Below are 22,251 nucleotides of genomic sequence, written 5' to 3'. Positions count from 1 at the left end.
TCTTCCTCCGGGAGGATTGGCACCTAGGGTGGCATGCATGGCACTGATTGGCAATCTGCGAGAGCGGCCGGTACGTCGGCTCAGCCAGCTCTACGCCGGGCTCGCCCTCTACGGGGTCAGCATGGCCCTGATGGTCCGCTCCCACCTGGGCCTGGACCCCTGGGACGTCTTCCACCAGGGGCTGTCCGAGCTGACCGGGCTCTCCTTCGGCACGGTCACCATCGTTGTCGGGGCCCTGGTGCTGCTGCTGTGGATTCCGCTGCGACAGCGGCCCGGCCTCGGCACCGTCAGCAACGTGGTGGTGGTCGGCCTCGTGGTGGACGCCACTCTGGCCCTGCTGCCCGCCGGTGGTCCCCTCGGCGTCCGCATCGCCCTGCTGATCACCGGGATCGTCGCCAACGGCGCCGCCACCGCGCTCTATCTCGGCGCCCGCCTGGGTCCGGGCCCACGCGACGGGCTGATGACCGGCTTCGTCGCCCGTCATCCCCGCTTCTCGGTACGACTGGTGCGTACCGTCATCGAACTCACCGTGCTCGCGCTGGGCTGGCTGCTCGGCGGTACGGTCGGCGTGGGCACCGTCGCGTACGCGCTGGCGATCGGTCCGCTGGCGCAGTTCTTTCTCCCGCTCGTCGCGGTACCTCTCGCCGAGGCCGACGCTGACGACGAGTCGGCGATCACTGCCGGTGACCCGTCGCGCGCCCCGGCCGCCTGAACGTTCACCGACCGTTCACGGACCGGCACGCGCCGCTGGTGGAAGTGGGCTCGTTGGAGGGTGGGTGTTCCCTTCCGCGTCGCTCGCCGTCATCATCACTGCATGGGGGAGAATGGTTGGCGCTGGAGCGACGCATGGATTTTCGTGTCGTTGGTCATCGCGAGCGGCGCCGGACGGCACCGACGGTCCGCGACCAGCCGCCGCCCGGAGGGCGTACGTCTGACCGACGTGCTGTCCACCGCCGACCACCTCAACCACGCGATTCCCGAACGACACGAAGTTGAGGCCGCGGTCCAGCGGCTGGTCGGCGCGGGCCTGGTCACCGTCGCCGACGGGTGGTTCCGCATCACCGCCGAGGGTGAGCAGCTCTGGCGCAGCCGCCCCCGGGCCGGCGTCGCCACGATGGTGGACACCGTGCAGGGGGTCCTGAGCCGCCGGCACGCGCCCGGCAGCGCCGACTGGATCCTCGAGGAGGCCGACCACGCGGCGGCCGTGCAGGAGTACGCGGTCCGCTCGATCCCCACGCCACGCCGCTCGCCCGAGGGCCACTCCGGCGGCCACTGACGCAGCGAGATCCTGGACATTTTCCCGTTAGCTGCTAACGGAAAGCGTCCAAGATTGCCACGGTTAAGGCGCGCCGACGGGCGGGGCGGGTAGCGGCAGGACCAGCAGGTGCGTGGGTGTGCCGTCGGGCATCGCCGAATCGCCGACCTGCCGCCAACCCGCGCGCTGGTAGATGGCGCGGGCCGGTGCGGCCGGGTTGGACGCGAGGGTCGCCCACCGCTCGGCCCGCCCGTCGAGGAGCCGGTACATAAGTTGTGCGCCGATGCCCTCACCCCGCCGGCCGGGACGAACGATCCATTCCATGACCGCGAACTTGTCGACGGCGCGGAGGTCGGCGGGCGGCTCGGCGGCGGCACGCGTCCACCAACGCCCGGCGGCCATCGTCGACCCGTACGCCGCACCGACCAGTTCCCCCGCGTCGTCCGCCACCACGAGGGCGAACCCAGGGCGCCTCGTCTCACCGGGCAGGGCGGCGGCGAACGAGGCCACCTGATCCGGTCCCTCGACGTACGGCGGCTCCGCGTAGACGACCGCGTAGAGACCCACGAGCGCCGGAAACACGGCCGTGGCCGATTCGCTGTCATGCGTGGTGTACGTGACGGGCATGACAGCAGAGCCTAGGCCCGGATCCGGTCGGCGAGATCAATGAACGCGGTCCGGGGTCGTTCCACTGTGGGTACCGCATCCGCGACCTGAGCAGCCACCGAGCGCAGCGAGTAGGGGCGGCTGGTGCTTCGACGCACGGATTTCGGTCGCGGCGATCCGCGCGAACATGAGTGAAGCCCGGTGAGGGCGCGCGGTGCTGGGCATGGGCGGAAGCATTCGCCGACCTGGTCGCGCACGACGCGTACCATCTGGGACCGCGGTCACCCTGTGCCTGCGGTCGGCGGTGACCCTCGGTCACCGCCGCGGGGGCGGATGCGGTCGTGAGCGGTATACCTGAGAGTCATATTCATACCGCTGAGGTATACCGCTCAACAGCACCTGGACATGGCGGGCAGCCACAGCGGATGGCGAGCGCCGATCAGCGGCATCGGTGTTCGAGTCGCGCGGATCAAGGCCGCGGGCTGGCGTGCTTGACCGCGTCGATGAATGCCGTCCACGCCCCACGGTCACGACTTACATGACCCGCTAGCGCACCGGGTGGCCGTTGCGGCGCAGGGCGTCCTTGACCTCGCCCACCGTCAGCTCGCCGAAGTGGAAGACACTGGCCGCGAGGACCGCGTCGGCCCCGGCGCCGATGGCGGGCGGGAAGTGCGCCACCTCGCCGGCCCCTCCGCTGGCGACGACCGGCACGTCCACCACGGCCCGCACCGCGCCGATCAGTTCCAGGTCGAAGCCCGCCTTGGTGCCGTCGGCGTCCATCGAGTTGAGCAGGATCTCCCCCGCGCCCAGCTCGGCCACCTGCCGGGCCCAGTCGACCGCGTCGATGCCGGTGCCGCGCCGGCCACCGTGGGTGGTGACCTCGAACCCGCTGGGCGTGTCACCCGCGGGCGCGCGGCGTACGTCGAGGGAGAGCACCAGCACCTGCCGGCCGAACCGGTCGGCGATCTCGGCGATCAGCTCCGGCCGCGCGATGGCGGCGGTGTTCACGCCGACCTTGTCGGCCCCGGCGCGCAGCAGCGTGTCGACGTCGCCGACCTGCCGGACCCCGCCCCCGACGGTCAGCGGGATGAAAACCGACTCGGCGGTGCGGCGTACCACGTCGAGCATGGTGCCCCGGTCACTTGACGACGCGGTGACGTCGAGGAAGGTCAGCTCGTCGGCGCCGGCCCGGTCGTAGGCGGCGGCCAGCTCCACCGGGTCGCCGGCGTCGCGCAGGTCGAGGAAGTTGACCCCCTTGACCACCCGCCCGGCGTCCACGTCGAGACAGGGAATCACCCGTACCGCCACCGTCATGCCGTCAGCCTATCCTCCGCGCACGGCGCGGCGGCCGACCCGAGGGGCCGACCGCCGCGCCGGACGTGCACGTCACACCCGGACGAGCATCTTGCCCAGGTTCTCGCCGCGCAGCAGGCCGAGGAACGCCGCCGGGGCGTTCTCGATGCCGTCGACGACCGTCTCGTCGTAGGAGAGTTTGCCCTCGCCCAGCCAGCCGGCGACGTCCTGGACGAACGTCGCGCGCAGGTTGTTGTGGTCGTTGACCAGGAACCCGCGCAGGGTGAGCCGCTTGCCGATGACCAGCGCCAGGTTGCGCGGCGCGGCCGGCGCCTCGGTGGCGTTGTACTGGGCGATCATGCCGCAGATGGCGACCCGACCGTGCAGGTTCATGGCCGAGATCGCCGCCTCCAGGTGGTCGCCACCGACGTTGTCGAAGTAGACGTCGATGCCGTCCGGGGCGGCGGCGCGCAACGAGTCGCGGACCGGCCCGTCGTGGTAGTCGAAGGCGGCGTCGAAGCCGAGTGCCCGGAGCCGCTCGACCTTGGCGGCCGACCCGGCGCTGCCGACGACCCGGCCCGCGCCCTTGAGCTTGGCGATCTGACCCACCAGGCTGCCGACCGAGCCGGCCGCGGCGGAGACGAAGACCGTCTCGCCGGGCTTCATGGCGGCGACCTCCAGCAGACCGGCGTACGCGGTGAGTCCGGGCATGCCGAGCACGCTCAGGTACGCGCTGGCCGGGGCGATGCTCGCGTCGACGGTGCGGGCGCGACCGGCGTCGAGCAGCGCGTACTCCCGCCAGCCGAGACCGTGCAGCACGGTGTCGCCCACGGCGATGTCGGGTGACTCGCTGGCCACCACCTCGCCGACGGCTGCCCCGTCGAGCGGGGCGTCGAGCGCGTACGGCGGCACGTACGACTTGACGTCGTTCATCCGTCCCCGCATGTACGGGTCGACGGAGACGTACTGGTTGCGGACCACGATCTGGCCCGGTCCGGGCGTCGGGACGTCGGTCTCGACGAGCCGGAAGGTGTCCTCGGTGGGCCAGCCCTCGGGGCGGCGGGCCAGGTGGATCTCGCGGTTGCTGGTCATCAGGGGTCGTCCTCTCGTACGCGGGTGGGGTCCGGGGCCGCGACGATCAGGCGGCCAGGGTCTCGCGGACGGTCAGCGCGACGTCGATGTTGCCGCGGGTGGCGTTCGAGTACGGGCAGACCTGGTGGGCCTGCTCGACGAGCTGCTCGGCGGTCTCCCGTGCGACGGCCGGCAGGTCCACGATGAGCTGGGCGGTGAGCCCGAAGCCACCGCTGCCGTTCGGGCCGATGCCGACCTCGGCGGAGACGACGGAGCCGGTCACGTCGGCCTTGGCGCGGCGACCGACGATGCGCAGGGCGCTGTGGAAGCAGGCGGCGTAGCCGGCGGCGAAGAGCTGTTCGGGGTTTGCAGCGCCACCCGCGCCACCCAACTCCTTCGGCGACGCCAGGTCCAGGGCGAAGGTGCCGTCGGAGGTCTCGACGTGGCCGTCCCGGCCGTCACCGGTGGCGGTCGCGGACGCGGTGTAGAGAACCTGCATGGTGGTCACTGCTCCTTCTGTCGATGAACGGTCTCGGTGACCCGGGTGAGGGTGTCGCGCAACGCGACGAGCTCGTCGATGCCCAGGCCGGTGGCCTGCGCGATCCGCAGCGGAACGTCGCAGAGCCGCTCGCGCAACGCCCGACCCTGCTCGGTGAGGCTCACCTCGACCCGCCGTTCGTCGCGCGCCGAACGTCGGCGCACCACCAGGCCCGCGCTCTCCAGCCGCTTGAGCAGCGGGGAGAGTGTGCCGGAGTCGAGCCGCAGCTCGGCGCCCAGCTCGGACACGGCGGGCGGGTCCTCGGGGCGTTCCCAGAGAACCAGCAGCACCAGGTACTGCGGGTAGGTCAGCCCGACCTCGTCGAGGATCGGCCGGTACACGTCGGTGAGGGCGCGCGACGCGGCGTAGAGCGCGAAGCACACCTGCCGGCGTAGCACCAGGTCATCGGTCACCGCTGAACCGTAGCCCGCAATTAAGTTGTGCACAACCGATCGGCGTGGAGCGCGGCCGTGACGACCGCCACCGAAACGGTCAGCGGTCCCCTACGAACGCCTCCAACTCCACCTCGACCAGGTGCTCCGGGTCGAGCAGACCGGCCACCACCACCAGCGTCGCCACCGGTCGGACCGCGCCGAAGACCGCGTTGTGCGCCCGTCCCACCTCGTCGGCGTGCAGCCGGTCGGTCACGTACATCCGGGTCCGCACCACGTCACCCGGCTCCGCGCCCACCTCGGCGAGCGCGGCCAACCCGATCCGCAGCGCCTGCGCGGTCTGCGCGGCCGCGTCCCCGACGTGCACCACCCGGCCGTCCACGGTGGCCGTACAGCCGGCCGTCAGGGCCAGGTCACCGGCGCGGACCACCCGGGAGTAGCCGTAACTCTGCTCCCACGGGCCGCCCGAGCCCAGCCGAGTGACCGTCACGCCTCGGCCAGGGTGCGCAGCGCCTCGGCCACCGTGAACGCGCCCGCGTACAGCGCCTTGCCGGCGATCACACCCTCCACACCCAGCGGCTCCAGCGTGGCCAGCGCCCGCAGGTCGTCCAGGGTGGACACGCCGCCGGAGGCGATCACCGGCCGGTCGGTACGGGCGCACACGTCCCGCAGCAGATCCAGGTTCGGCCCGCGCATCGTGCCGTCCTTGGTGATGTCGGTGACCACGTACCGCGTGGCCCCCGCCTTGTCCAGGCGCTCCAGCACCTCGTACAGGTCACCGCCGTCGCGGGTCCACCCCCGCGCGGACAGCGTCTGACCCCGGACGTCCAGCCCGATGGCGACCCGGTCGCCGTACTCACCCACCACCCGGTCGCACCACTCCGGGTTCTCCAGGGCAGCGGTGCCGATGTTCAACCGGGCCGCCCCGGTGCCCAGCGCGGCACGCAGCGACTCGTCGTCGCGGATCCCGCCCGACAACTCGACCTGCACGTCCATCTGGCGCACCACCTCGGCGAGCAGGTGCGCGTTGCTGCCCCGACCGAACGCCGCGTCCAGGTCGACCAGGTGGATCCACTCGGCGCCGTCGCGCTGCCACGCCAGCGCCGCGTCCAGCGGGTCGCCGTAGACGCTCTCGCTGCCGGCGGCGCCCTGCACGAGCCGGACGGCCCGGCCGTCGGCGACGTCCACGGCGGGTAAAAGGGTGAGGCTCAACGTCTTCTCCTCGATCAAGTACGACGGTCCAGGGCGATCACCACGATCGCCGGCAGTACGAGTAGCAACAACACGATCAACGCGACCCGCAGCGCCAGATCGTCGACGAACGTCCAGATCAGGATCATCGCCGCCCCGGTGAGCAGCACGATCGCGGCGCGCTCGCCCCGCGAGTGCCGAGCCAGTCGGCCCGAACGACCCCGCCTCACCTGCGGCGTCAACCGACGCAGAACCGCGCGGCGGCGCTGCCGACGGGCCACCCGGCGCTGCCGGACCGCCCGCTCCCGCGCCAACTCTGCCTCACGTTCCGCCCGCCGGCGGGCCCGTTCGCGACTCACCGCGACGCCCGCGTGGCGGACGCCGGGCGGTGCCGACGCTCAGTCACCGGCGGGCAGGGTGGCGAGCCAGTTGCGCAGCAGCGCGGCACCGGTGTCGGCGGACTTTTCCGGGTGGAACTGCGCCGCCGACAGCGGCCCACGCTCCACCGCCGCCACGAAGTCGGTGTCGTGGTGGGCCGTGGTCACCAGCGCGCCCGCGCCCGCCAACGCCGCCGGGTCGCCCATCGCGTACGAGTGCACGAAGTAGAAACGGCTCTCGGCCGGCAGGCCGGCGAACAGCACCGAACCCCGGGGCGCGCGGACCGTGTTCCAGCCCATGTGCGGCAGACGGTGCGCCGCCAACCGGGTCACCCCGCCGGGCAGCAGCCCGAGGCCCTTCGTCACGACCCCGTGCTCCTCGCCGTACTCGAAGAGCACCTGCATGCCCACGCAGATGCCGAGCACCGGCCGGCCCGCCGCCACCCGCTCCGCGATGACCGGGCCCGCGCCGAGCGCCTCGATACCCGCCATGCACGCGGCGTACGCGCCGACCCCCGGCACCACGAGACCGTCGGCGGCGGCCGCCGCGGCCAGGTCGTCGGTCACCCGGACGGTCGCGCCGGCCGCTTCGAGGGCCCGCTCCGCCGAGCGCAGGTTGCCCGAGCCGTAGTCGAGCACCACCACGTCGGCGGTCACGACCCCGACTCCGGGATCAGCCGCAGCACCCCGGCGGCCGTGGCGAGCAGCGCCAGCAGCGCGGTCACCACGACCGCGCCGCGCGGAGCGCCCTGCCGGTGCAGCGACCACGCCCCACCGACCAGCACTCCGGCGAGGATCAACAGCAACGTCGGCAACGCCGCACCCATCAGAGCCACCTTCCATTCGCGACTGCGGGGCTCCGCTGCGCTGCACTCCTCGCGCTCATCAGAGCGCACCCTTCGTGCTCGGGATCGCGCCCGCCGCCCGCGGGTCGATCGCGGTGGCCTCGCGCAGCGCCCGGGAGACCGCCTTGAACTGGGCCTCCACCACGTGGTGCGCGTCCGGGTGCCCGCCGGGACGCGCCGCCCGCAGCACGTCGACGTGCAGGGTCACCCGGGCCGCCTGGCCGAACGACTCCCAGATGTGCCGGGTCATGCTCGTCGCGTAGACCGGCCCGATGTACGGCGCGAGCAGCGGCTCGTCGTGCACCACGTACGGACGGCCGGACAGGTCCACCGCGGCCCGGACCAGCACCTCGTCCATCGGGACGGTCGCCGACCCGTACCGCCGGATGCCGGCCTTGTCGCCGAGCGCCTGGTCGAACGCGGCGCCCAGCGCGAGGGCCGTGTCCTCCATGGTGTGGTGCGCGTCGATCTCCAGGTCGCCCACCGTGCGGACGGTCAGGTCGTAGCCGCCGTGCCGGGCGATCTGGTGGAGCATGTGGTCGTAGAAGCCCACGCCGGTGCTGATCTCGGCGGCGCCGGTGCCGTCGAGGTCGATCTCGACGAGGACCTTGGTCTCCTTGGTGATCCGCTCCACCCGGGCGGTCCGGCTCATTGCTTACCTTTCGGTCGCGACTGCGGGGCTCGCAAGCTCACTCCTCGCGCTCCCACTGCACAGTCTCCATTGCAGTCAAGAAAGCATCCGTCTCGGCGGGCGTCCCGGCGGTGACCCGTAGCCAGCCGGGCAGGCCGACGTCGCGGACCAGCACCCCCTGCTCCAGCAGGGCGTGCCAGACGGTGGCCTGGTCGCCGCCGACCTCGAACAGCACGAAGTTGGCGTCGCTGTCGGCCACCCGCAGCCCGCCAGCGCGCAGCGTCGCCACGATCCGGTCCCGCTGTGCCATCACGGCGGCCACCGTACCGAGCAGGGCGTCGCGGTGGGTCAGCGCCGCGCGGGCGGCGGCCTGGGTCAGCGCGGACAGGTGGTAGGGCAGGCGGACGAGCTGCACCGCCTCCACCACGGCCGGGTCGGCGGCCAGGTAGCCCAGCCGGCCCCCGGCGAAGCCGAAGGCCTTGCTCATCGTGCGGGTCACCACGAGCCGCGGGTGGCCGGGCAGCACCGCGAGGGCGCTGACCGTGCCGGGCCGGGCGAACTCGGCGTACGCCTCGTCGACGACCACCATGCCGGGGGCGACGTCGAGCGCGGCGGCGACGACCGCCGGGTCGAGAGCGGTGCCGGTCGGGTTGTTGGGTGAGCAGAGGAAGACCACGTCGGGTCGGTGCTCGCGGATCTGGCCGACCGCCTCGTCGGCGGTCAACCCGAAGTCGACGCCGCGCCGCGCCGGCACCCACCGGGTGCCGGTGCCGAGGGCCAGCAGCGGGTGCATCGAGTACGACGGGACGAAGCCCAGCGCGCTGCGCCCCGGCCCACCGAACGCCTGAAGGAGCTGCTGCTGGATCTCGTTGGAGCCGTTCGCCGCCCAGACCTGCTCGACGGTGAGCCCGTGCCCCAGGTATGCGGCCAGGTCGGCGCGCAGCGCCACCGCGTCCCGGTCCGGGTAGCGGTTCAGGTCACGCAGCTCGGCGGCGAGCGCCTTACCGATCGCGTCCACCACCGGCTCGGGCACCGGGTAGGAGTTCTCGTTGGTGTTGAGCCGCACCGCCACGTCGAGCTGGGGCGCCCCGTACGGCGACAGGCCCCGCAGGTCGTCGCGGATCGGCAGATCGTCGAGGCCGCTCACGCCGACTCCTGGGGAAACCGGGCCTGGACGGCCTGGCCGTGCGCCGGCAGGTCCTCCACGGTCGCCAGGGTCACCACGTGCGGCGCCACGTCACGCAGCGCGGCCTCGGTGTATTCGATCAGGTGCACCCCGCGCAGGAAGGACTGCACCGACAGCCCCGAGGAGTGCCGGGCGCAGCCGCCGGTGGGCAGCACGTGGTTGGAGCCGGCGCAGTAGTCGCCGAGTGACACCGGCGACCAGGCGCCCACGAAGATCGCCCCGGCGTTGCGGACGCGTAGCGCCCACTCCCGCGCGTCGACCGTCTGGATCTCCAGGTGCTCGGCCGCGTACGCGTCGACCACCCGCAGCCCCGCCTCGAGGTCGTCGACCAGGACCACGCCGCTCTGCTCGCCGGTCAAGGCGGTGGTCACCCGCTCGGCGTGCTTGGTAGCCGGCACCTGCCGGGCCAGCTCGGCCTCGACCGCGTCGACGAGCGCCAGCGACGGGGTGACGAGCACGCTCGCCGCGAGCGGGTCGTGCTCGGCCTGGCTGATCAGGTCGGCGGCGACGTGCGCCGGGTCGGCGGTGTCGTCGGCGAGGATGGCGATCTCGGTCGGACCGGCCTCGGCGTCGATGCCGACCACGCCGCGCAGCAGCCGCTTGGCGGCCGTCACCCAGATGTTGCCCGGGCCGGTGACCAGGTCGACGGGCTCGCAGCGCAGCTCACCGGCCGGGTCGACGGCGGAGCCGTACGCCAGCATCGCGACCGCCTGGGCACCGCCGACCGCGTACACCTCGTCGACGCCGAGCAGCGCGCACGCGGCGAGCACCCGGGCGTCGGGCAGGCCGCCGTTGTCCTTCTGCGGCGGGCTGACCACCACCAGCGAACGCACTCCGGCCGCCTGGGCCGGCACCACGTTCATCACCACCGTCGACGGGTACATGGCCAGGCCGCCGGGGACGTAGAGGCCGACCCGATCCACGGGCAGCCACCGTTCGGTGACCGTGCCGCCGGGCACCACCTGGGTGACGTGGTCGGTACGCCGCTGGTCGGCGTGCACCCGGCGGGCCCGGCTGATCGACTCCAGCAGCGCCTCACGCACCGCCGGGTCGAGCACCCCCTCGGCCTCGGCGATCGCCTCGACGGGCACCCGCAGCACCTCCGGCGAGATGCCGTCGAACCGCTCGCTGGCCTCCCGGATCGCCGGGTACCCATGCTCGCGGACCGCCTCCACCAGCGGGCGGATCCGCTCGACGGCAACGGACACGTCGAGCTGGGCACGGGGCAGCAGACGGCGCGGGTCACCGAGACCGTCGCGCAGGTCGATCCGATTCAGCACCCTTGCGAGTCTAGGCGGCCCGTCCGTCGCCCACCCGAGCCGTCCGGTCGGCGGGACGGTGAGCCGGGCCACGCCGTCGCGGACGGGATTGGTTAGGCTCGACGGCGTGACCGCACGGCTGCCGGTGTTCCCGCTCGCAACGGTGCTCTTTCCCGGGTTGGTGCTGCCACTGCACATCTTCGAGGAGCGCTACCGGGCCCTGGTCCGGCACCTCGTCGACCTGCCCGAGGGCGCGCCGCGCGAGTTCGGCGTGGTCGCCATCCAGGCCGGCTGGGAGGTGGCCCCCACCGGGCCCGGCGCTCACGCCGGCAACGGGGTCGGCGACATCACCCTGCACGAGGTGGGATGCACCGCCGAGTTGCGCCAGGTCACCGAGCTGGCCGACGGCGGCTTCGACATCGTCACGGTCGGCCGACGTCGATTCCGGATCGCCGACGTCGACGACGCCACCGCGCCGTACCTGACGGCCGCGGTGGAATGGCTGCCCGAGGCCAGCGGGCCGGACGAGGTGGCCGACCTGCTGGCCGCCCGCGTGATCGCGGTGTTCCGGCAGTACCTGAGCCTGATCCGGCCCGACCCGGAGGAGATCTCCGAGCAGCTTCCGGAGGATCCGACGGTGTTGTCGCACCTGGTGGCGGCCACCGCCGCCCTGACCGTCGACGACCGGCAACGGCTGCTCGCCATCGACGACACCGCCGCCCGGCTGCGCGCCGAGCTGCGGCTGCTCAACCGCGAGGCGGCTCTGCTGCGCCAGGTGCGGGCGGTTCCGGTGCCGTTGTCGGAGCTGGCGTCCCCGCCGACACCCAACTGAAGTCCGTCGGGTCGGGCTCCGGGCGCAGCGACGGCCACCGCGACCAGCCGGCCATCAGGGTGTACGTGACGGCGGCACCGAACGCGGGCAGCAGCAGATTGCCGTGCGGCACCGGCAGCACGTGCCCGAGCCAGTCGATCCCGCCGGCCCGCAGGTCGGCGGGTTTGGTGAAGGCCTGCCCCGCCGGAGCGGTGTCCAGCAACCGGTCGAAGGTCGCCAGCCCGACCCGCCGCCCCACCTGCCAGGCCACCGGGGCCGCGGCCAGCGCGCCCAGCACCACGGCGAGGAGCCCGACCGGACCGCGCCGCCGGCGCAGCAGGAACCACAGGGCCAGCGCGGCGAGCACGCCGAACGCCAGCCCGAGCAGGCTGAACCAGCCGTCGGCGGCGATCGGCTGCTCCGGCTGGGGCTCGGCGTAGATCGCCCCCTCGGCGGTCTTGAGCACCGGGGTGTCCGGCGCGAACGCCGCCCAGAGCAGCCCGAGTGGCGCGCCCAGCACGGCCAGGGCGAGCGCGGCGCCGAGCACCGTCGCCACCGTTCGCAACGGCCGGCGCGGCTCGTCGGGGGTCATCTCCACCCCGCTCGGGTACGCCGTCACGGCGGCACTCCCGTCGGGGACCGACCCGAACGACGGCCCGGCGGACTCGCTCGGCGCACTGGGCGCGGACGGCGCGGACGACGGGGGCGCGGACGACTCGTTCGTCGCGGACGGCGGCGGCACGGCCGACCCGGCCGGCAGGGCGGACTCGTTCGGCGGCGGCACCGCCGACCCGGCGGGCAGGGCGGACTCGCTCGGCGGCGGCACGGCCGACGGTCGGGGTGGCGCGGGGCGGTCGTCGGAGATGTCCGCGTGCCGCTCAGGGTCGGGGTTGTCCGGGCTCACCCGATGATCCTCTCAGGCCCCGCCACGGGCCGGGGCGCCGGTGGCGGCGAACCAGCTCACCGGGCGAACGGCTCCGCCATGGCCGCGGCGGCGCGCAGCCACGCCTGGCGGGTCTCCGGCTGGAGCTGGTGGTACTCGATCGACGAGCCGGTCTCCAACGCCGGGTCGTACGGCACCACGGCCACCGCGCGGGTACGCGTGGCGAAGTGCCGTTCCAGGTCGTCCTGTAGCGCCGAGCGGCCGGGGGTGGGGCAGGAGATGAGGGTGACCGCGTTGTCGGCCAGCTCGCCCATCCCCTCCTCGTGCAACAGGTCGAGCATCCAGTCGGCGCTGAACGCCGCGTCCTCGCGGGGCACGGTGGTGACCACCAGTTGGTCGGCGGCGTGCATCACGGTGCGCCAGTTGGGGCTCTCCACGTTGTTGCCGGTGTCCACGCAGATCACGTCGTGCGTACGCCGCAGCAGCTCGAGCACCCGCTTGACGGTGAACTGGTCGAGCCGCTGGGCGAAACGGGGGCTCTCCTCGCCGGCCAGCACGTCGTACGAGCCGTCGGAGGCGTGCCGCAGGTAGTCGTCCAGCCGCTCCAGCAGGGTCGCGCCCTCCAGGATCTCGATCTGGGCGAGGTCGCTGACCAGGTGTCGGATGGTGCGGGCGTGCCGGGCGCTGCCGGCGCGCAACCCGAGGGTGCCCCGCAGTTCGTTGTCGTCCCAGGCCAACACGCCCCGCCCCCGCACGCTGCCGACGGTGGCGGCGGCGAGCACGGTGGCGGTGGTCTTGTGCACCCCGCCCTTGGGGTTGGCGAACGCGAACACCCGGGGTGTGCCCAGGTCGCGGCGGAGCACTCCGGTGGCGCGCTCGGTCTCCTGGTCGACGCCCTGCGGGCGCCACTCGACGCGGGCCGGGTAGCCGCGCTCGGCGAGGGCCGAGCCGGGCGGGGTGACCACCGGGACCGGCGGCGGCGCGACCGGCGGGGCGGGTGGTGGAATGACCGGCGGTGGCGCGATGGCCGGGGTGGGTGTCACCGGCGGCGCGGGCGCCGGGTAGCCGGTCTCCGGCTGGTAACCGGTCTCCAGCAGCGCGTACCGGGACTCGCCGACGGGATTGCCCGGCCGGTAGCCGTTGTCCAGGATGGCGTAGCGCGACTCCGGCTCGGCGCGGCGCGGCGGCTCGGGCTCGGCCTGGTAACCCGGCTCGGCCCGGTACGTCGGCTCGGTCCGGTAACCGGGCTCGGCCGGGTAACCGGGCTCGGCGCGGTACGTCGGATCGGCGCGGTAGTCCGGCTCGGACCGGTACCCGGGTTCCGCGCGGTACGTCGGATCGGCGCGGTAGTCCGGCTCGGACCGGTACGCCGGCTCGGCGCGGTAGTCCGGCTCCGACCGGTACGCCGGCTCGGCGCGGTAGTCCGGCTCCGAGCGGTATCCCGGTTCGGCACGGTAGGCGGGGTCGACCCGGTACGTCCCCTCGGCCCGGTAACCGGGCTCCTGGCCGTACGACAGATCGGCCGGATGCCCGATGGCCGACGCGCGCCCCGCGTAGCCGTTGGGGGCCGCTCGTCGCGGCAGTGGATCCGGGGCCGCCTCGTCGGCACGGCGCTCGGGCTCGGGCTGCTCCGCCGCCCGACCGCCCAGCCGGGCACGGTCGAGCAACGCCCGCCACCTCGGCGCTGGTTCGGCCGGCCGGCCCCAGCCGGTCTCACTGCCCTCCACGGCCCGCCCTCCCAGCGCCATCGATCTCTGTCTGACAGGCTACGAACCAAACCCTATTCGGACCACTCCTGCGGGCGCACGCCGCCCGGCCCAGATCACGGCGGGGAGGTTGCCAGCAACCCGCTATCCGTCGCGTCCGGGGAGGTGGTGAGCGCCGACGGGGCCGGCTCGGTGGACTGCGCCGGGGTCGGCTCGGGTGACGCAATCGTTACGAGCGGTGCGGGTTCCGACGATTCGCCCATCGGCACCGGCGGCCTCGGCGTGCTCGACGTCGACCCGTCGCTCGGGCGCGGCGTCGGCGACGGACTCGGCCCGGTGTCGACCGGCGGCCGGACCACATCGCTCTGCTCGGGCAGGGGCGGCGTGAAGACCGTACGGTCGAGCCGGTACACCTCGGGCGCCGGATCGACGGCCCGCACGTCCGGGCGGGCGGCCACCCGGCGCAGCGCCTCCGGCGCGGCGCGCACCACCGCGGCGTAGACGCAGGCGCAGCCGGCCCGGTACGCCCGGGCCTCGGCGTCGGCCACGTCCGCGTCGACGACGTACCGCTCGCGCAACTCGCGCTCGGCGTCGCCGTCGCCGCGTACCGCGGCGGCCCGTGCCCGGTAGTCGGCGGCCTCGCCGTCCTTGCGGGCGGCCACGCGTTCCATCTGCGCGACCACGTCGTCCGGCACCCGAAGGGCGGGCATCCGGACGATCTCGGTCTGCCGACCGGGCAGTGGCACCCGCCCGAAGACCGTCGAGACCGGGACGTCGCCGAGCACCGTCGCCAGTCGGTGCGGCGGCACGTACGCGTCGAGCGTCACCAGCGCGTACGTGCCGTCCACGGCAGCTGGAGCGGTCGGGCCCAGTGCGGCCAGGTCGGCCGCCGCGGAGCTGAGGTAGCCCGGCACGGAGTCGCCGTCGGCCACCCCGACGCGGGTCACCTCGCCCACCGTCGGGTCGCTGACCGGCGCGTCGTCGACGGTCCAGACGGCCGTGCCCAGCACCGCCGCCGCCGAGAGCACGGCGACCCAGGAGAGCACGCCGGACCGCGTCGGACGATCAGCGAGACGGGCCACCGCCCGGGTCAACGGCGGCAGCAGCCGTTGGTCCAGCTGCCGCAGCAGGTCGCCGGCGCGCACGGGCGAAATCCCCTCGTCGGATCGATGTCGGGTGGTCGCCGCTCAGTCACGCAGGATCTCAAGCGCACGTTCCAGATCGTCAGGGTAGTCGCTGACGAACCGGACCTCGTCCCCCGAACGGGGATGCAAAAAGCTCAGTTCGCGGGCGTGCAGCCACTGACGGGCCAGGCCGAGACGGGCCGAGAGGGTGGGGTCGGCGCCGTACGTGAGGTCACCCACGCAGGGGTGCCGCAGGGTGGAGAAGTGCACCCGGATCTGGTGGGTCCGGCCGGTCTCCAGCCGGACGTCGACCAGGCTGGCGGCCGGGAATGCCTCGAGGGTGTCGTAGTGGGTGATGCTCGGCTTGCCGCCGGACACCACGGCCCAGCGGTAGTCGTGGGTCGGGTGCCGGTCGATCGGCGCGTCGACGGTGCCCCGCAGCGGGTCCAGGTGGCCCTGCACCACGGCGTGGTAGCCCTTGTCGACCTCGCGGTACTTGAAGGCCCGCTTCAACGCGGTGTACGCCTGCTCGCTCTTGGCCACCACCATGATGCCGGTGGTGCCCACGTCGAGGCGGTGCACCACGCCCTGGCGCTCGGCGGCGCCGCTGGTGGAGATGCGGTGGCCGATCGCGGCGAGCGCGCCGATCACCGTCGGGCCGGTCCATCCCGGGCTGGGATGCGCGGCCACCCCGACCGGCTTGTCCACCACGACGATGTCGTCGTCGGCGTACACGACGCGCAGGCCCGGCACCGCCTGCGGCACCACGGTCGGTGGCGCGACCGGCGCGGGCAGCGTGACGTCCAGCCAGGAGCCGGCCTTGACCTTGTGGGAGTTGGGGCGGGCCGCGCCGTCCACGAGGGCGTCGCCCGCGTCGACGAGGGCGGCCGCGGCCGTCCGGGAGAGACCGAAGAGCCGGGACACCGCCTGGTCCAGGCGCATGCCGTCGAGACCGTCGGGTACGGGCAGGGAACGGTGGTCGCCGCCGGCGGCGAAGGCGGAGGTCATGCCCGCTCCCGCTGCTCGGCGTCGGCGGTGGCGTTCGCGTCGCCGCTGGCGTCGTCACCGCCGGCCCGCCGGCCGTCGCGCTGCCGACCGGTCAGCTCCAGCAGTACGGCCAGCACCACGCCACAGACGAGCGAGCTGTCCGCCAGGTTGAACACCGGGAAGTACTCGCCGTACGGCCCGAAGACGCTGATCATGTCGACCACGTGCCCGTGGAAGGGCGCAGGCGCGCGGAAGATCCGGTCCATGAGGTTGCCCAGCGCGCCCCCGAGCACCAGGCCGAGGGAGATCGCCCACGGCAGCGAGCGCAGCCGCAGCGCCATCCAGACGATCCAGCCGACCACTCCGATGGTGATCAGCGGGAAGACCCAGGTGTAGTTCGCCCCGATGCTCCACGCGGCACCGCTGTTGCGGGTGAGGCTCAGGTAGACCAGCCCGCCCAGGATCCGGACCGGCTCGCGGTCGGTGAGGCCGGCCAGCGCGAGGTGCTTGGTCACCAGGTCGGCCAGCAGGGCCACCAGGGCCACTCCGGCGAGGATCGCGACAGCCCGGGGTCGGGGCTTGCCGCCGCCCGGGTCGGTGCGGCCGGGTTCGGCGGGCGGTGCTGCGGTCATGCGCTCCCCATCGAGGTGTCTCGGCGGTGATCGCTCACCGTCTCGTCGCAGACGGGGACCGGGCCTTCAGCGCCGCTCCTCCAGCTGCTTGCACGTCACACACAGGGTGGCCGACGGGAAGGCGGCGAGGCGCTCGACCGGGATCGGGTTGCCGCACCGCTCGCACCAGCCGTAACCACCCTCGTCGAGGCGCTCCAGGGCGCGCTCGACCTGCGTGATCCGTTCCAGAATGCTGTTGGCGAGAGAGATCTCCTGCTCCCGCTCGAAGGTCTTGGTGCCGGTGTCGGCCTGGTCGTCCCCGGCCGAGTCCGTCAACCGCTCGCGCTGCAGCTCGGTGATCTCGCTCAGCGTCTGATCGTACTCGGCGCGAAGCTCGTCCCGCCGCGCCGCCAGCGCCGCCCGGATCTTCTCGGTCTCCGCCGCGCTGCGGGTGGCCTTGGCCACCGGCTTGCGGCCGGCGGTCCTGGTGTCGGCTGGCTTCGCCATGGGTCGCTCCCTCGGCCGGGGAGCCGCGCGGTCGCGGCACCTGGTCAGGGGGCGCCGACGAAGGCGTCCCCTGAGTACGAAAAGGGGCGCACGGCGACAATGGCCGCGCACTCCCGAGGTTGGCAAGAATACGGAACGTACAGGCGTCCGACAACGTGGCGCACCGTCGCACCGCTCAACCGCCCCGAGCCCTGCCTAACTGGGGCAAAGGGAACGCTAGCAGATCAACCGACCGCTTCATCTCCGTACTCGCCAAACCATCGGGCCAGCCGACCCCGTCGGCTGACGGCCCGCAGCCGCCGTTCGGCGGCGTCCCGTACCCCACCGGTGGCGACGATCAACAGGCTGTCGCCGGTCTTCAGCCGGGTGTCCGGGCCGGGCACGAATCCCACCCCGTCGCGCAGCACCAGGGTCACCGAGGCGCCCAGCGGCAGCCGCAGCTCGTCGACGTGCACGCCGGCCAGCCGGGAGCCCGGCGGCACCTCCAGTTGCAACAGGTCGGCCCGCATCCGCTCGAGCGGCGCCGTCTCCACGTGGATCTCGGCGGCCTCCGCCGGCGCGGTGGTCCCCAGCCGGCGGGCGAGCGGACCGAGCGTGCCGGTCTGCACCAGCGTGAAGATCACCACCAGCACGAAGACCGCGTCGAAGAGGCGTTCCGCGCCCGGCACCCGTTGCGAGAGCGGGATGGTGGCCAGCACGATCGGCACCGCCCCGCGCAGCCCGGCCCAGGACAGGAACGTCTGCTCCCGCAGGCCCACCCGGAACGGCAACGCCGAGACCGCCACCGACAGCGGCCGGGCCAGCAGCACCAGCGCCAGACCGGCGACCACCGCCGGCAGCACCGCGGCGTCCAACCGGCCGGGCGCGACCAGCAGGCCGAGCAGCACGAACAGGCCGATCTGCGCGAGCCAGGCCAGCCCGTCGGCGAAGCCGAGGATCGCCTGTCGGTGCGGCAGGCGGGCGTTGCCCAGCAGCACCCCCGCCACGTAGACGGCGAGGAAGCCCGAGGCGTGCAGCACGGCGCCGGCGGCGTACGCCAGGACGGTGATCCCCACCGCCGCGATCGGGTACAGGCCGGCCGAGGGCAGCGCCGCCCGGCGCAGCGCCCAGGTGCCGGCGAGCCCCGCGCCCACGCCGACGGCCGCGCCGACGCCCAGCTCGTAGCAGACCAGACCGACCTCGTACCACCACGGATGCGACCAGCCGGAGTGCGACAGCAGCACCACCAGCAGCACCACCGGGGCGTCGTTCATGCCCGACTCGGCCTCCAGGGTGGCCACCAGCCGCGGCGGCAGCCGCAGCCGTCGCAGGGTGGCGAACACCGCCGCCGCGTCGGTGGAGGAGAGCACCGCGCCGTAGAGCAGCGCCAACCGCCAGTCCAGACCCAGCAGCAGGTGTACGGCGACGCCGACCACCACGATGCTCACGACCACGCCGACCGTGGAGAGCGCGGACGCCAACGCGAGCACCGGACGCAGCGTGCTCCACCGCGCGGTGAGGCCGCCCTCGGCGATGATCACGATCAGCGCGCAGAAGCCGAGGGTCCGGGTCAGGTCGACGTCGTCGAAGCGGATACCGAGCCCGGCCTCGCCGATGGCCACGCCGAGCGCCAGGTAGACCAACAGGCTGGGCACCCCGAGGCGGGTCGAGAGCCGGACCGCGCCAACCGCCACCAGCAGCACGGCCGCGCCGAGCAACAGCGCGATGTCCAGCCCGGGCGTCACGGTCGCCGGGCCCGGGCGGTCCTCACCCAGCGGCTCCGTCGCGCAGTCGGCGCAGCACGTCGGGCAGCTCGGGGGTGGGCCGGTCGACGAGGAAGAGCTTGTCCCGGCTGGCCGCGCCGGTCCGCAGCGACACCGCCGCCGGCCGGACGCCCAGCGCGGCGGCGAGGGCGCGGCGGGCCGCCTCCGTCGCCCGACCGTCCACCGCCGGAGCGTGGACGGCGATCACCAGGGACGGGCCGTGCGGGCCGTCGAAGCGACCGCCGACGGCGTCGCGGGAGGCGCCCGGCTTCACCCGTACCGCCACGGTGAGCGCGTCCTGCGGGGGCACCGGCACAGTCTTCAGAACGGCCGGGCGTCGGTGAGCAGGGCGGTGGCCGGCGCGCACGCCGCGCACGGCGTGAAGCCGAGCTCGACGGCCTCGGCGACGGGAAGCGTCTCGGGGGTCCGGCCGATCAGGTGCGGGCACGCGGCCAGGTGGTAGCGGGGCCGTCCGTCCACCACCTCGACGGAGTCGGGCAGCCGGGAGATCCGGGCCGCCTCGGCGGGGGTGATGGGTTGCTCCGCGGGCTCGTCGGCCAACGGATCGGCGGCCAGCGGGTCGGCGGCCAACGGATCGGCAGCCAGCGGGTCGGCGGCCAGCGGATCGGCGGCCCCGGCGTCGGCCCGGTACGCCTCGTCGGCGCGGGCCACGAACGGTGACGCCGGACTGACGGGCGAGGTGCGTGCTCCGCCGTCAGCCGCCGGGGCCGGCTCGTACGGCGAGGCCACGTCGTACGCCGGCTCGGGGTCGGACGGCGGCTCGGGTGGTTGCCGCCACCCGGTGCCGCCGTCGCCGACCGTCGAAGGTACGTGCTGGACCGGCACATCCGGCTCGGCCAGCGGTGGCCCGTACGCGGCACCCGGCTCGGCCCGGCTGGCCGTGCGGAATGCCCCGCGGTCTCGCGGGCCGACCCGGCCGGGATCCGCCGAGGCGCGGTTGGCGGCTGCCTGGCGGGCGCCCACCACCAACGCCACGGCGGCCAGCAGACTGGCCGCGATGGAGATGGTCAACAGAGTGCTGGAGCCACCGGCCAGGCCGAACACCAGCAGCACCACGGCGACGAGGATGAGCAGGAGACTCGCGACTATCACGGCTCACCCCTGCCGCGTCGTACCGTCCAGGCGGGGCCGGCGACCGTCACCATCTGCGGAGAACGATCGCCGGCCGGTGCTCAGCGTCCGGCTTCGAGGGCGCCGGAGCGCCCGCCGCCGTACGAACCGGCGAGGCCCGCTGCGGCCAGCCCGTTGCCGCCGGCGACCCGGCCTGCCTCGGAGCGGGTCATCTCGGCTTCGAGGCCCTGGCCGCGACCGTCGAGGTCCCGCAGCTGGCTCTCCAGGTACGCCTTGAGCCGGGTGCGGTACTCGCGCTCGAACTGCTTGAGCTCCTCGATGTGCTTCTGCAGGGCCGTGCGCTTGGCGTCCAGGCCGCCCATGGCCTCCTGGTGCCGCTGACGGGCGTCCCGCTCCAGGGCGTCGGCCTTCGCGCGAGCCTCGCGGGTCACCTCCTCGGCCTTGCTCCGCGCCTCGGACAGCAGCGAGTCGGCCTCGCGGCGCGCGTCGGACACGTGGTCGTCGGCGGTGCGCTGGGCCATCATCAGCACCCGCAGCGCCTGCTGCTCACCGTCACCGGTGACGCCGGCCGGGCCGCCGGTCGCGCGGACCTGCTCCAGCTCGGCCTGCATGGCGCGGGCGGCCTGCTCGGCGGCGGACTTGTCGCGCTGGACCCGGTCGAGCTGGGCCTTGACATCGTTGAGCTCCGCCGCCAGTCGGGCGTCGCCGCCGGGGCCGGCGGGGGCACCGCCACGGCCGCCGCGCTCCACCTGGGCGCGCAGCTCGTTGTTCTCCTCGATGAGACGGGCGAGCTCGCGCTCAACCTCGTCCAGGAAGGCGTCGACCTCCTCCTCGTCATACCCCCGCTTGCCGATCGGCGGCTTTTTGAAGGCGACGTTGTGTACGTCGGCCGGGGTCAGCGGCATCGAAACTCCTCGGGTCAGTTGCGGCCGCGAAAGCGCGTCGGTCATCAGGCAGATGCCCTGATCGACGGCCCTAACACGAACTCCATCAGCACGAACAGGATAACCAGGAGCACAAGGGAGGCCAGGTCGATGCTCACGGTACCAATTCGCAGCGGAGGGATCACACGCCTCAACGCGTTGAGAGGGGGATCAGTGACGCTCCACACGGATTCCAGTCCTGCCGCCGCTCCGCGCCCCGGCTGCCACCGGCGGCCGTACTGCAGGACGGCGCTCAACACGAACCGGGACAGAAGAAGAAGCAGGAAGACATAAAGGACCAGGTACAACACTTGCAGCAAGATCGACAACACGGTCAGCGACGTCCCTCGGGTCGGGCGGGGTCAACTCAGGCTGAAAAAACCGCCCTCAGCGATCTTGGCCTTGTCCTCAGCGGTGACCTGGACATTGGCCGGTGAGAGCAGGAACACCCGATTGGTCACGCGCTCGATCGTACCGCGCAGCCCGAACGCCAGACCGGCCGCGAAGTCAACCAGACGTCGGGCGTCGGCCTCGTCCATCTCGGTGAGGTTGATGATCACCGGTACGCCGTCGCGGAAGTGCTCACCGATGGTGCGCGCCTCCCGGTAGGTGGTCGGGTGCAGCGTGGTGATCTGGTAGCGCTGCTCCTCCTCGGGCATGGCCACGCGCTCCCGCGTCACGGCCTGCGGCGCGAGGGCCAGGTTGTCGCGCGTGTGGTACGTCAGCGCGCCCGAGGTCTCGCTCGCCGAGGACCGCGTGATCGACCGTACGCTGGCCCGCTCGGCCCGCTCGGCCCGCTCAGAGCGCTCAGCCCGCTCGGCCCGGTCGGCGTCGCCACGGTCGGAATCGGCGAGCCGCCCGGCCGACCGCTCGGAGAGCCGGCCCCGCTCGCTCACGCGCGCCCGGGGAGCCGGCGGCTCCTCGGTGTCGTCGTCCTCGTCGGCGAACTCCTCGGCGTACCGGCTCTGCCGGTAGCGCGAGTCACGGTAACCACCCTTGTCGTAGTCACCGTCGTCGTAGGCCCGCTCGTCGTCTTCCTCGACGAGACCGAGCCAGACCCCCGCCTTGCGCAGTGCACCCATCCCGCGCCCTTCCGTCCGCCGTGCGGCACTCGCCCCCGTGCCATGTCGCCCGTCGCGAGTGGACAACCATGCCCATCGGACCGGGACGGCAATCCCGTGACATGCGATTCGCGTCGCGTGTCACGACCCCCACAGGATC

Annotated in this window: 28 protein-coding genes; 3 read left to right on the top strand and 25 right to left on the bottom strand. The window is 73.4% G+C overall.

Translation table 11 applies throughout. The features are described from left to right. The first annotated feature begins 37 nt into the window (after window positions 1–37). Together ABZ272_RS09785 and ABZ272_RS09780 are read left to right on the top strand one after the other, a co-directional pair. Window positions 38–712, top strand: a complete 675-nt coding sequence (locus ABZ272_RS09785) for a hypothetical protein (protein ID WP_355049494.1) — start codon at window positions 38–40, stop codon at window positions 710–712. Between the two features lie 102 nt (window positions 713–814). Then, window positions 815–1,276: a hypothetical protein gene (locus ABZ272_RS09780; RefSeq protein WP_355049493.1), complete on the top strand. Its 462-nt coding sequence runs from the start codon at window positions 815–817 to the stop codon at window positions 1,274–1,276. A 63-nt stretch (window positions 1,277–1,339) separates the two neighbouring features. On the opposite strand, the gene ABZ272_RS09775 is transcribed toward ABZ272_RS09780, so the two are convergent. The 13 genes from ABZ272_RS09775 to hisD all read right to left on the bottom strand — a co-directional run bounded on the left by ABZ272_RS09775 (window position 1,340) and on the right by hisD (window position 10,665). Continuing rightward, window positions 1,340–1,882: a GNAT family N-acetyltransferase gene (locus ABZ272_RS09775; RefSeq protein WP_355049492.1), complete on the bottom strand. Its 543-nt coding sequence runs from the start codon at window positions 1,880–1,882 to the stop codon at window positions 1,340–1,342. A 525-nt stretch (window positions 1,883–2,407) separates the two neighbouring features. Continuing rightward, window positions 2,408–3,175 carry an imidazole glycerol phosphate synthase subunit HisF gene (hisF, locus tag ABZ272_RS09770; RefSeq protein ID WP_355049491.1) on the bottom strand — a complete coding sequence of 256 codons (768 nt, stop codon included), beginning with the start codon at window positions 3,173–3,175 and terminating at the stop codon, window positions 2,408–2,410. 72 nt (window positions 3,176–3,247) lie between these two features. Next, window positions 3,248–4,246: an NADP-dependent oxidoreductase gene (locus ABZ272_RS09765; RefSeq protein WP_355049490.1), complete on the bottom strand. Its 999-nt coding sequence runs from the start codon at window positions 4,244–4,246 to the stop codon at window positions 3,248–3,250. 46 nt (window positions 4,247–4,292) lie between these two features. Then, window positions 4,293–4,724, bottom strand: coding sequence for an organic hydroperoxide resistance protein (locus tag ABZ272_RS09760; protein WP_355049620.1), 432 nt, complete (start codon window positions 4,722–4,724; stop codon window positions 4,293–4,295). Window positions 4,725–4,729: 5 nt separating this feature from the next. Then, the gene (locus ABZ272_RS09755) at window positions 4,730–5,176 is read right to left on the bottom strand and encodes a MarR family transcriptional regulator (RefSeq protein ID WP_355049489.1); all 447 of its coding nucleotides are present in this window, start codon (window positions 5,174–5,176) and stop codon (window positions 4,730–4,732) included. 79 nt (window positions 5,177–5,255) lie between these two features. Next, window positions 5,256–5,645, bottom strand: a complete 390-nt coding sequence (locus ABZ272_RS09750; protein WP_355049488.1) for a RidA family protein — start codon at window positions 5,643–5,645, stop codon at window positions 5,256–5,258. Continuing rightward, window positions 5,642–6,367, bottom strand: coding sequence for a bifunctional 1-(5-phosphoribosyl)-5-((5-phosphoribosylamino)methylideneamino)imidazole-4-carboxamide isomerase/phosphoribosylanthranilate isomerase PriA (gene priA, locus ABZ272_RS09745; RefSeq protein ID WP_355049487.1), 726 nt, complete (start codon window positions 6,365–6,367; stop codon window positions 5,642–5,644). Before priA ends, ABZ272_RS09750 begins: the two co-directional genes overlap by 4 nt. Before the next feature lie 14 nt (window positions 6,368–6,381). Beyond that, on the bottom strand, window positions 6,382–6,705 hold the full coding sequence (locus tag ABZ272_RS09740) for a hypothetical protein (RefSeq protein WP_355049486.1): 324 nt from the start codon (window positions 6,703–6,705) through the stop codon (window positions 6,382–6,384). Window positions 6,706–6,744: 39 nt separating this feature from the next. After that, window positions 6,745–7,380, bottom strand: a complete 636-nt coding sequence (gene hisH / locus ABZ272_RS09735) for an imidazole glycerol phosphate synthase subunit HisH (RefSeq protein ID WP_355049485.1) — start codon at window positions 7,378–7,380, stop codon at window positions 6,745–6,747. Beyond that, window positions 7,377–7,550, bottom strand: coding sequence for a hypothetical protein (locus tag ABZ272_RS09730; protein WP_266244462.1), 174 nt, complete (start codon window positions 7,548–7,550; stop codon window positions 7,377–7,379). The genes hisH and ABZ272_RS09730 overlap by 4 nt, the downstream gene beginning before the upstream one ends. Window positions 7,551–7,608: 58 nt before the next feature. Next, window positions 7,609–8,220: an imidazoleglycerol-phosphate dehydratase HisB gene (hisB, locus tag ABZ272_RS09725; protein WP_355049484.1), complete on the bottom strand. Its 612-nt coding sequence runs from the start codon at window positions 8,218–8,220 to the stop codon at window positions 7,609–7,611. A gap of 37 nt (window positions 8,221–8,257) precedes the next feature. Further along, entirely contained in the window at window positions 8,258–9,346 is a 1,089-nt protein-coding gene (locus ABZ272_RS09720) for a histidinol-phosphate transaminase (RefSeq protein WP_355049483.1), read from the bottom strand. Further along, window positions 9,343–10,665, bottom strand: coding sequence for a histidinol dehydrogenase (hisD, locus tag ABZ272_RS09715; protein ID WP_355049482.1), 1,323 nt, complete (start codon window positions 10,663–10,665; stop codon window positions 9,343–9,345). Before hisD ends, ABZ272_RS09720 begins: the two co-directional genes overlap by 4 nt. Before the next feature lie 106 nt (window positions 10,666–10,771). On the opposite strand from hisD, the gene ABZ272_RS09710 reads away from it, so the two are divergent. Beyond that, a complete protein-coding gene (locus ABZ272_RS09710; RefSeq protein WP_355049481.1) occupies window positions 10,772–11,476 on the top strand; it encodes an LON peptidase substrate-binding domain-containing protein in 705 nt (234 codons plus the stop codon). Here ABZ272_RS09710 and ABZ272_RS09705 read toward each other — a convergent pair. The 12 genes from ABZ272_RS09705 to sepF form a co-directional block, all read right to left on the bottom strand. Next, complete coding sequence (locus ABZ272_RS09705) at window positions 11,391–12,281, bottom strand: DUF2567 domain-containing protein (protein WP_355049619.1); 891 nt, start codon at window positions 12,279–12,281, stop codon at window positions 11,391–11,393. The genes ABZ272_RS09710 and ABZ272_RS09705 overlap by 86 nt on opposite strands. Before the next feature lie 134 nt (window positions 12,282–12,415). Beyond that, entirely contained in the window at window positions 12,416–14,086 is a 1,671-nt protein-coding gene (locus tag ABZ272_RS09700) for an AAA family ATPase (RefSeq protein ID WP_355049480.1), read from the bottom strand. Window positions 14,087–14,160: 74 nt separating this feature from the next. Then, entirely contained in the window at window positions 14,161–15,189 is a 1,029-nt protein-coding gene (locus ABZ272_RS09695; protein WP_355049479.1) for a hypothetical protein, read from the bottom strand. Window positions 15,190–15,231: 42 nt separating this feature from the next. Next, a complete protein-coding gene (locus tag ABZ272_RS09690) occupies window positions 15,232–16,176 on the bottom strand; it encodes an RluA family pseudouridine synthase (RefSeq protein ID WP_355049478.1) in 945 nt (314 codons plus the stop codon). Next, a complete protein-coding gene (lspA, locus tag ABZ272_RS09685) occupies window positions 16,173–16,787 on the bottom strand; it encodes a signal peptidase II (protein WP_355049477.1) in 615 nt (204 codons plus the stop codon). The genes ABZ272_RS09690 and lspA overlap by 4 nt, the downstream gene beginning before the upstream one ends. A gap of 66 nt (window positions 16,788–16,853) precedes the next feature. After that, window positions 16,854–17,273, bottom strand: coding sequence for a TraR/DksA C4-type zinc finger protein (locus ABZ272_RS09680; RefSeq protein WP_355049476.1), 420 nt, complete (start codon window positions 17,271–17,273; stop codon window positions 16,854–16,856). Between the two features lie 224 nt (window positions 17,274–17,497). After that, window positions 17,498–18,997, bottom strand: a complete 1,500-nt coding sequence (locus tag ABZ272_RS09675; RefSeq protein ID WP_355049475.1) for a potassium/proton antiporter — start codon at window positions 18,995–18,997, stop codon at window positions 17,498–17,500. Window positions 18,998–19,019: 22 nt separating this feature from the next. After that, on the bottom strand, window positions 19,020–19,331 hold the full coding sequence (locus tag ABZ272_RS09670) for a DUF167 domain-containing protein (protein ID WP_355049474.1): 312 nt from the start codon (window positions 19,329–19,331) through the stop codon (window positions 19,020–19,022). A 5-nt stretch (window positions 19,332–19,336) separates the two neighbouring features. Then, entirely contained in the window at window positions 19,337–20,128 is a 792-nt protein-coding gene (locus tag ABZ272_RS09665; RefSeq protein ID WP_355049473.1) for a hypothetical protein, read from the bottom strand. 80 nt (window positions 20,129–20,208) lie between these two features. Then, a complete protein-coding gene (locus ABZ272_RS09660) occupies window positions 20,209–21,012 on the bottom strand; it encodes a DivIVA domain-containing protein (protein ID WP_355049472.1) in 804 nt (267 codons plus the stop codon). A gap of 44 nt (window positions 21,013–21,056) precedes the next feature. Beyond that, window positions 21,057–21,362 carry a YggT family protein gene (locus ABZ272_RS09655; protein WP_355049471.1) on the bottom strand — a complete coding sequence of 102 codons (306 nt, stop codon included), beginning with the start codon at window positions 21,360–21,362 and terminating at the stop codon, window positions 21,057–21,059. Between the two features lie 30 nt (window positions 21,363–21,392). Beyond that, window positions 21,393–22,112, bottom strand: a complete 720-nt coding sequence (sepF, locus tag ABZ272_RS09650; protein WP_355049470.1) for a cell division protein SepF — start codon at window positions 22,110–22,112, stop codon at window positions 21,393–21,395. Window positions 22,113–22,251: the final 139 nt, after the last annotated feature.

The sequence above is a fragment of the Micromonospora sp. NPDC005979 genome (assembly GCF_040614415.1).
GTDB lineage: Bacteria > Actinomycetota > Actinomycetes > Mycobacteriales > Micromonosporaceae > Micromonospora.
This window is presented reverse-complemented; position numbering and strand designations above follow the sequence as displayed.

Coding starts and splice junctions, on each gene's coding strand:
- ABZ272_RS09680 (WP_355049476.1), bottom strand. CDS start 17,273: ATGGCGAAGCCAGCCGACACCAGGACCGCCGGCCGCAAGCCGGTGGCC.
- ABZ272_RS09730 (WP_266244462.1), bottom strand. CDS start 7,550: ATGGGTGCGGCGTTGCCGACGTTGCTGTTGATCCTCGCCGGAGTGCTG.
- hisF (WP_355049491.1), bottom strand. CDS start 3,175: ATGACGGTGGCGGTACGGGTGATTCCCTGTCTCGACGTGGACGCCGGG.
- ABZ272_RS09775 (WP_355049492.1), bottom strand. CDS start 1,882: ATGCCCGTCACGTACACCACGCATGACAGCGAATCGGCCACGGCCGTG.
- ABZ272_RS09760 (WP_355049620.1), bottom strand. CDS start 4,724: ATGCAGGTTCTCTACACCGCGTCCGCGACCGCCACCGGTGACGGCCGG.
- ABZ272_RS09765 (WP_355049490.1), bottom strand. CDS start 4,246: ATGACCAGCAACCGCGAGATCCACCTGGCCCGCCGCCCCGAGGGCTGG.
- ABZ272_RS09785 (WP_355049494.1), top strand. CDS start 38: ATGGCACTGATTGGCAATCTGCGAGAGCGGCCGGTACGTCGGCTCAGC.
- ABZ272_RS09700 (WP_355049480.1), bottom strand. CDS start 14,086: ATGGCGCTGGGAGGGCGGGCCGTGGAGGGCAGTGAGACCGGCTGGGGC.
- hisB (WP_355049484.1), bottom strand. CDS start 8,220: ATGAGCCGGACCGCCCGGGTGGAGCGGATCACCAAGGAGACCAAGGTC.
- lspA (WP_355049477.1), bottom strand. CDS start 16,787: ATGACCGCAGCACCGCCCGCCGAACCCGGCCGCACCGACCCGGGCGGC.
- ABZ272_RS09660 (WP_355049472.1), bottom strand. CDS start 21,012: ATGCCGCTGACCCCGGCCGACGTACACAACGTCGCCTTCAAAAAGCCG.
- ABZ272_RS09690 (WP_355049478.1), bottom strand. CDS start 16,176: ATGACCTCCGCCTTCGCCGCCGGCGGCGACCACCGTTCCCTGCCCGTA.
- ABZ272_RS09780 (WP_355049493.1), top strand. CDS start 815: ATGGGGGAGAATGGTTGGCGCTGGAGCGACGCATGGATTTTCGTGTCG.
- sepF (WP_355049470.1), bottom strand. CDS start 22,112: ATGGGTGCACTGCGCAAGGCGGGGGTCTGGCTCGGTCTCGTCGAGGAA.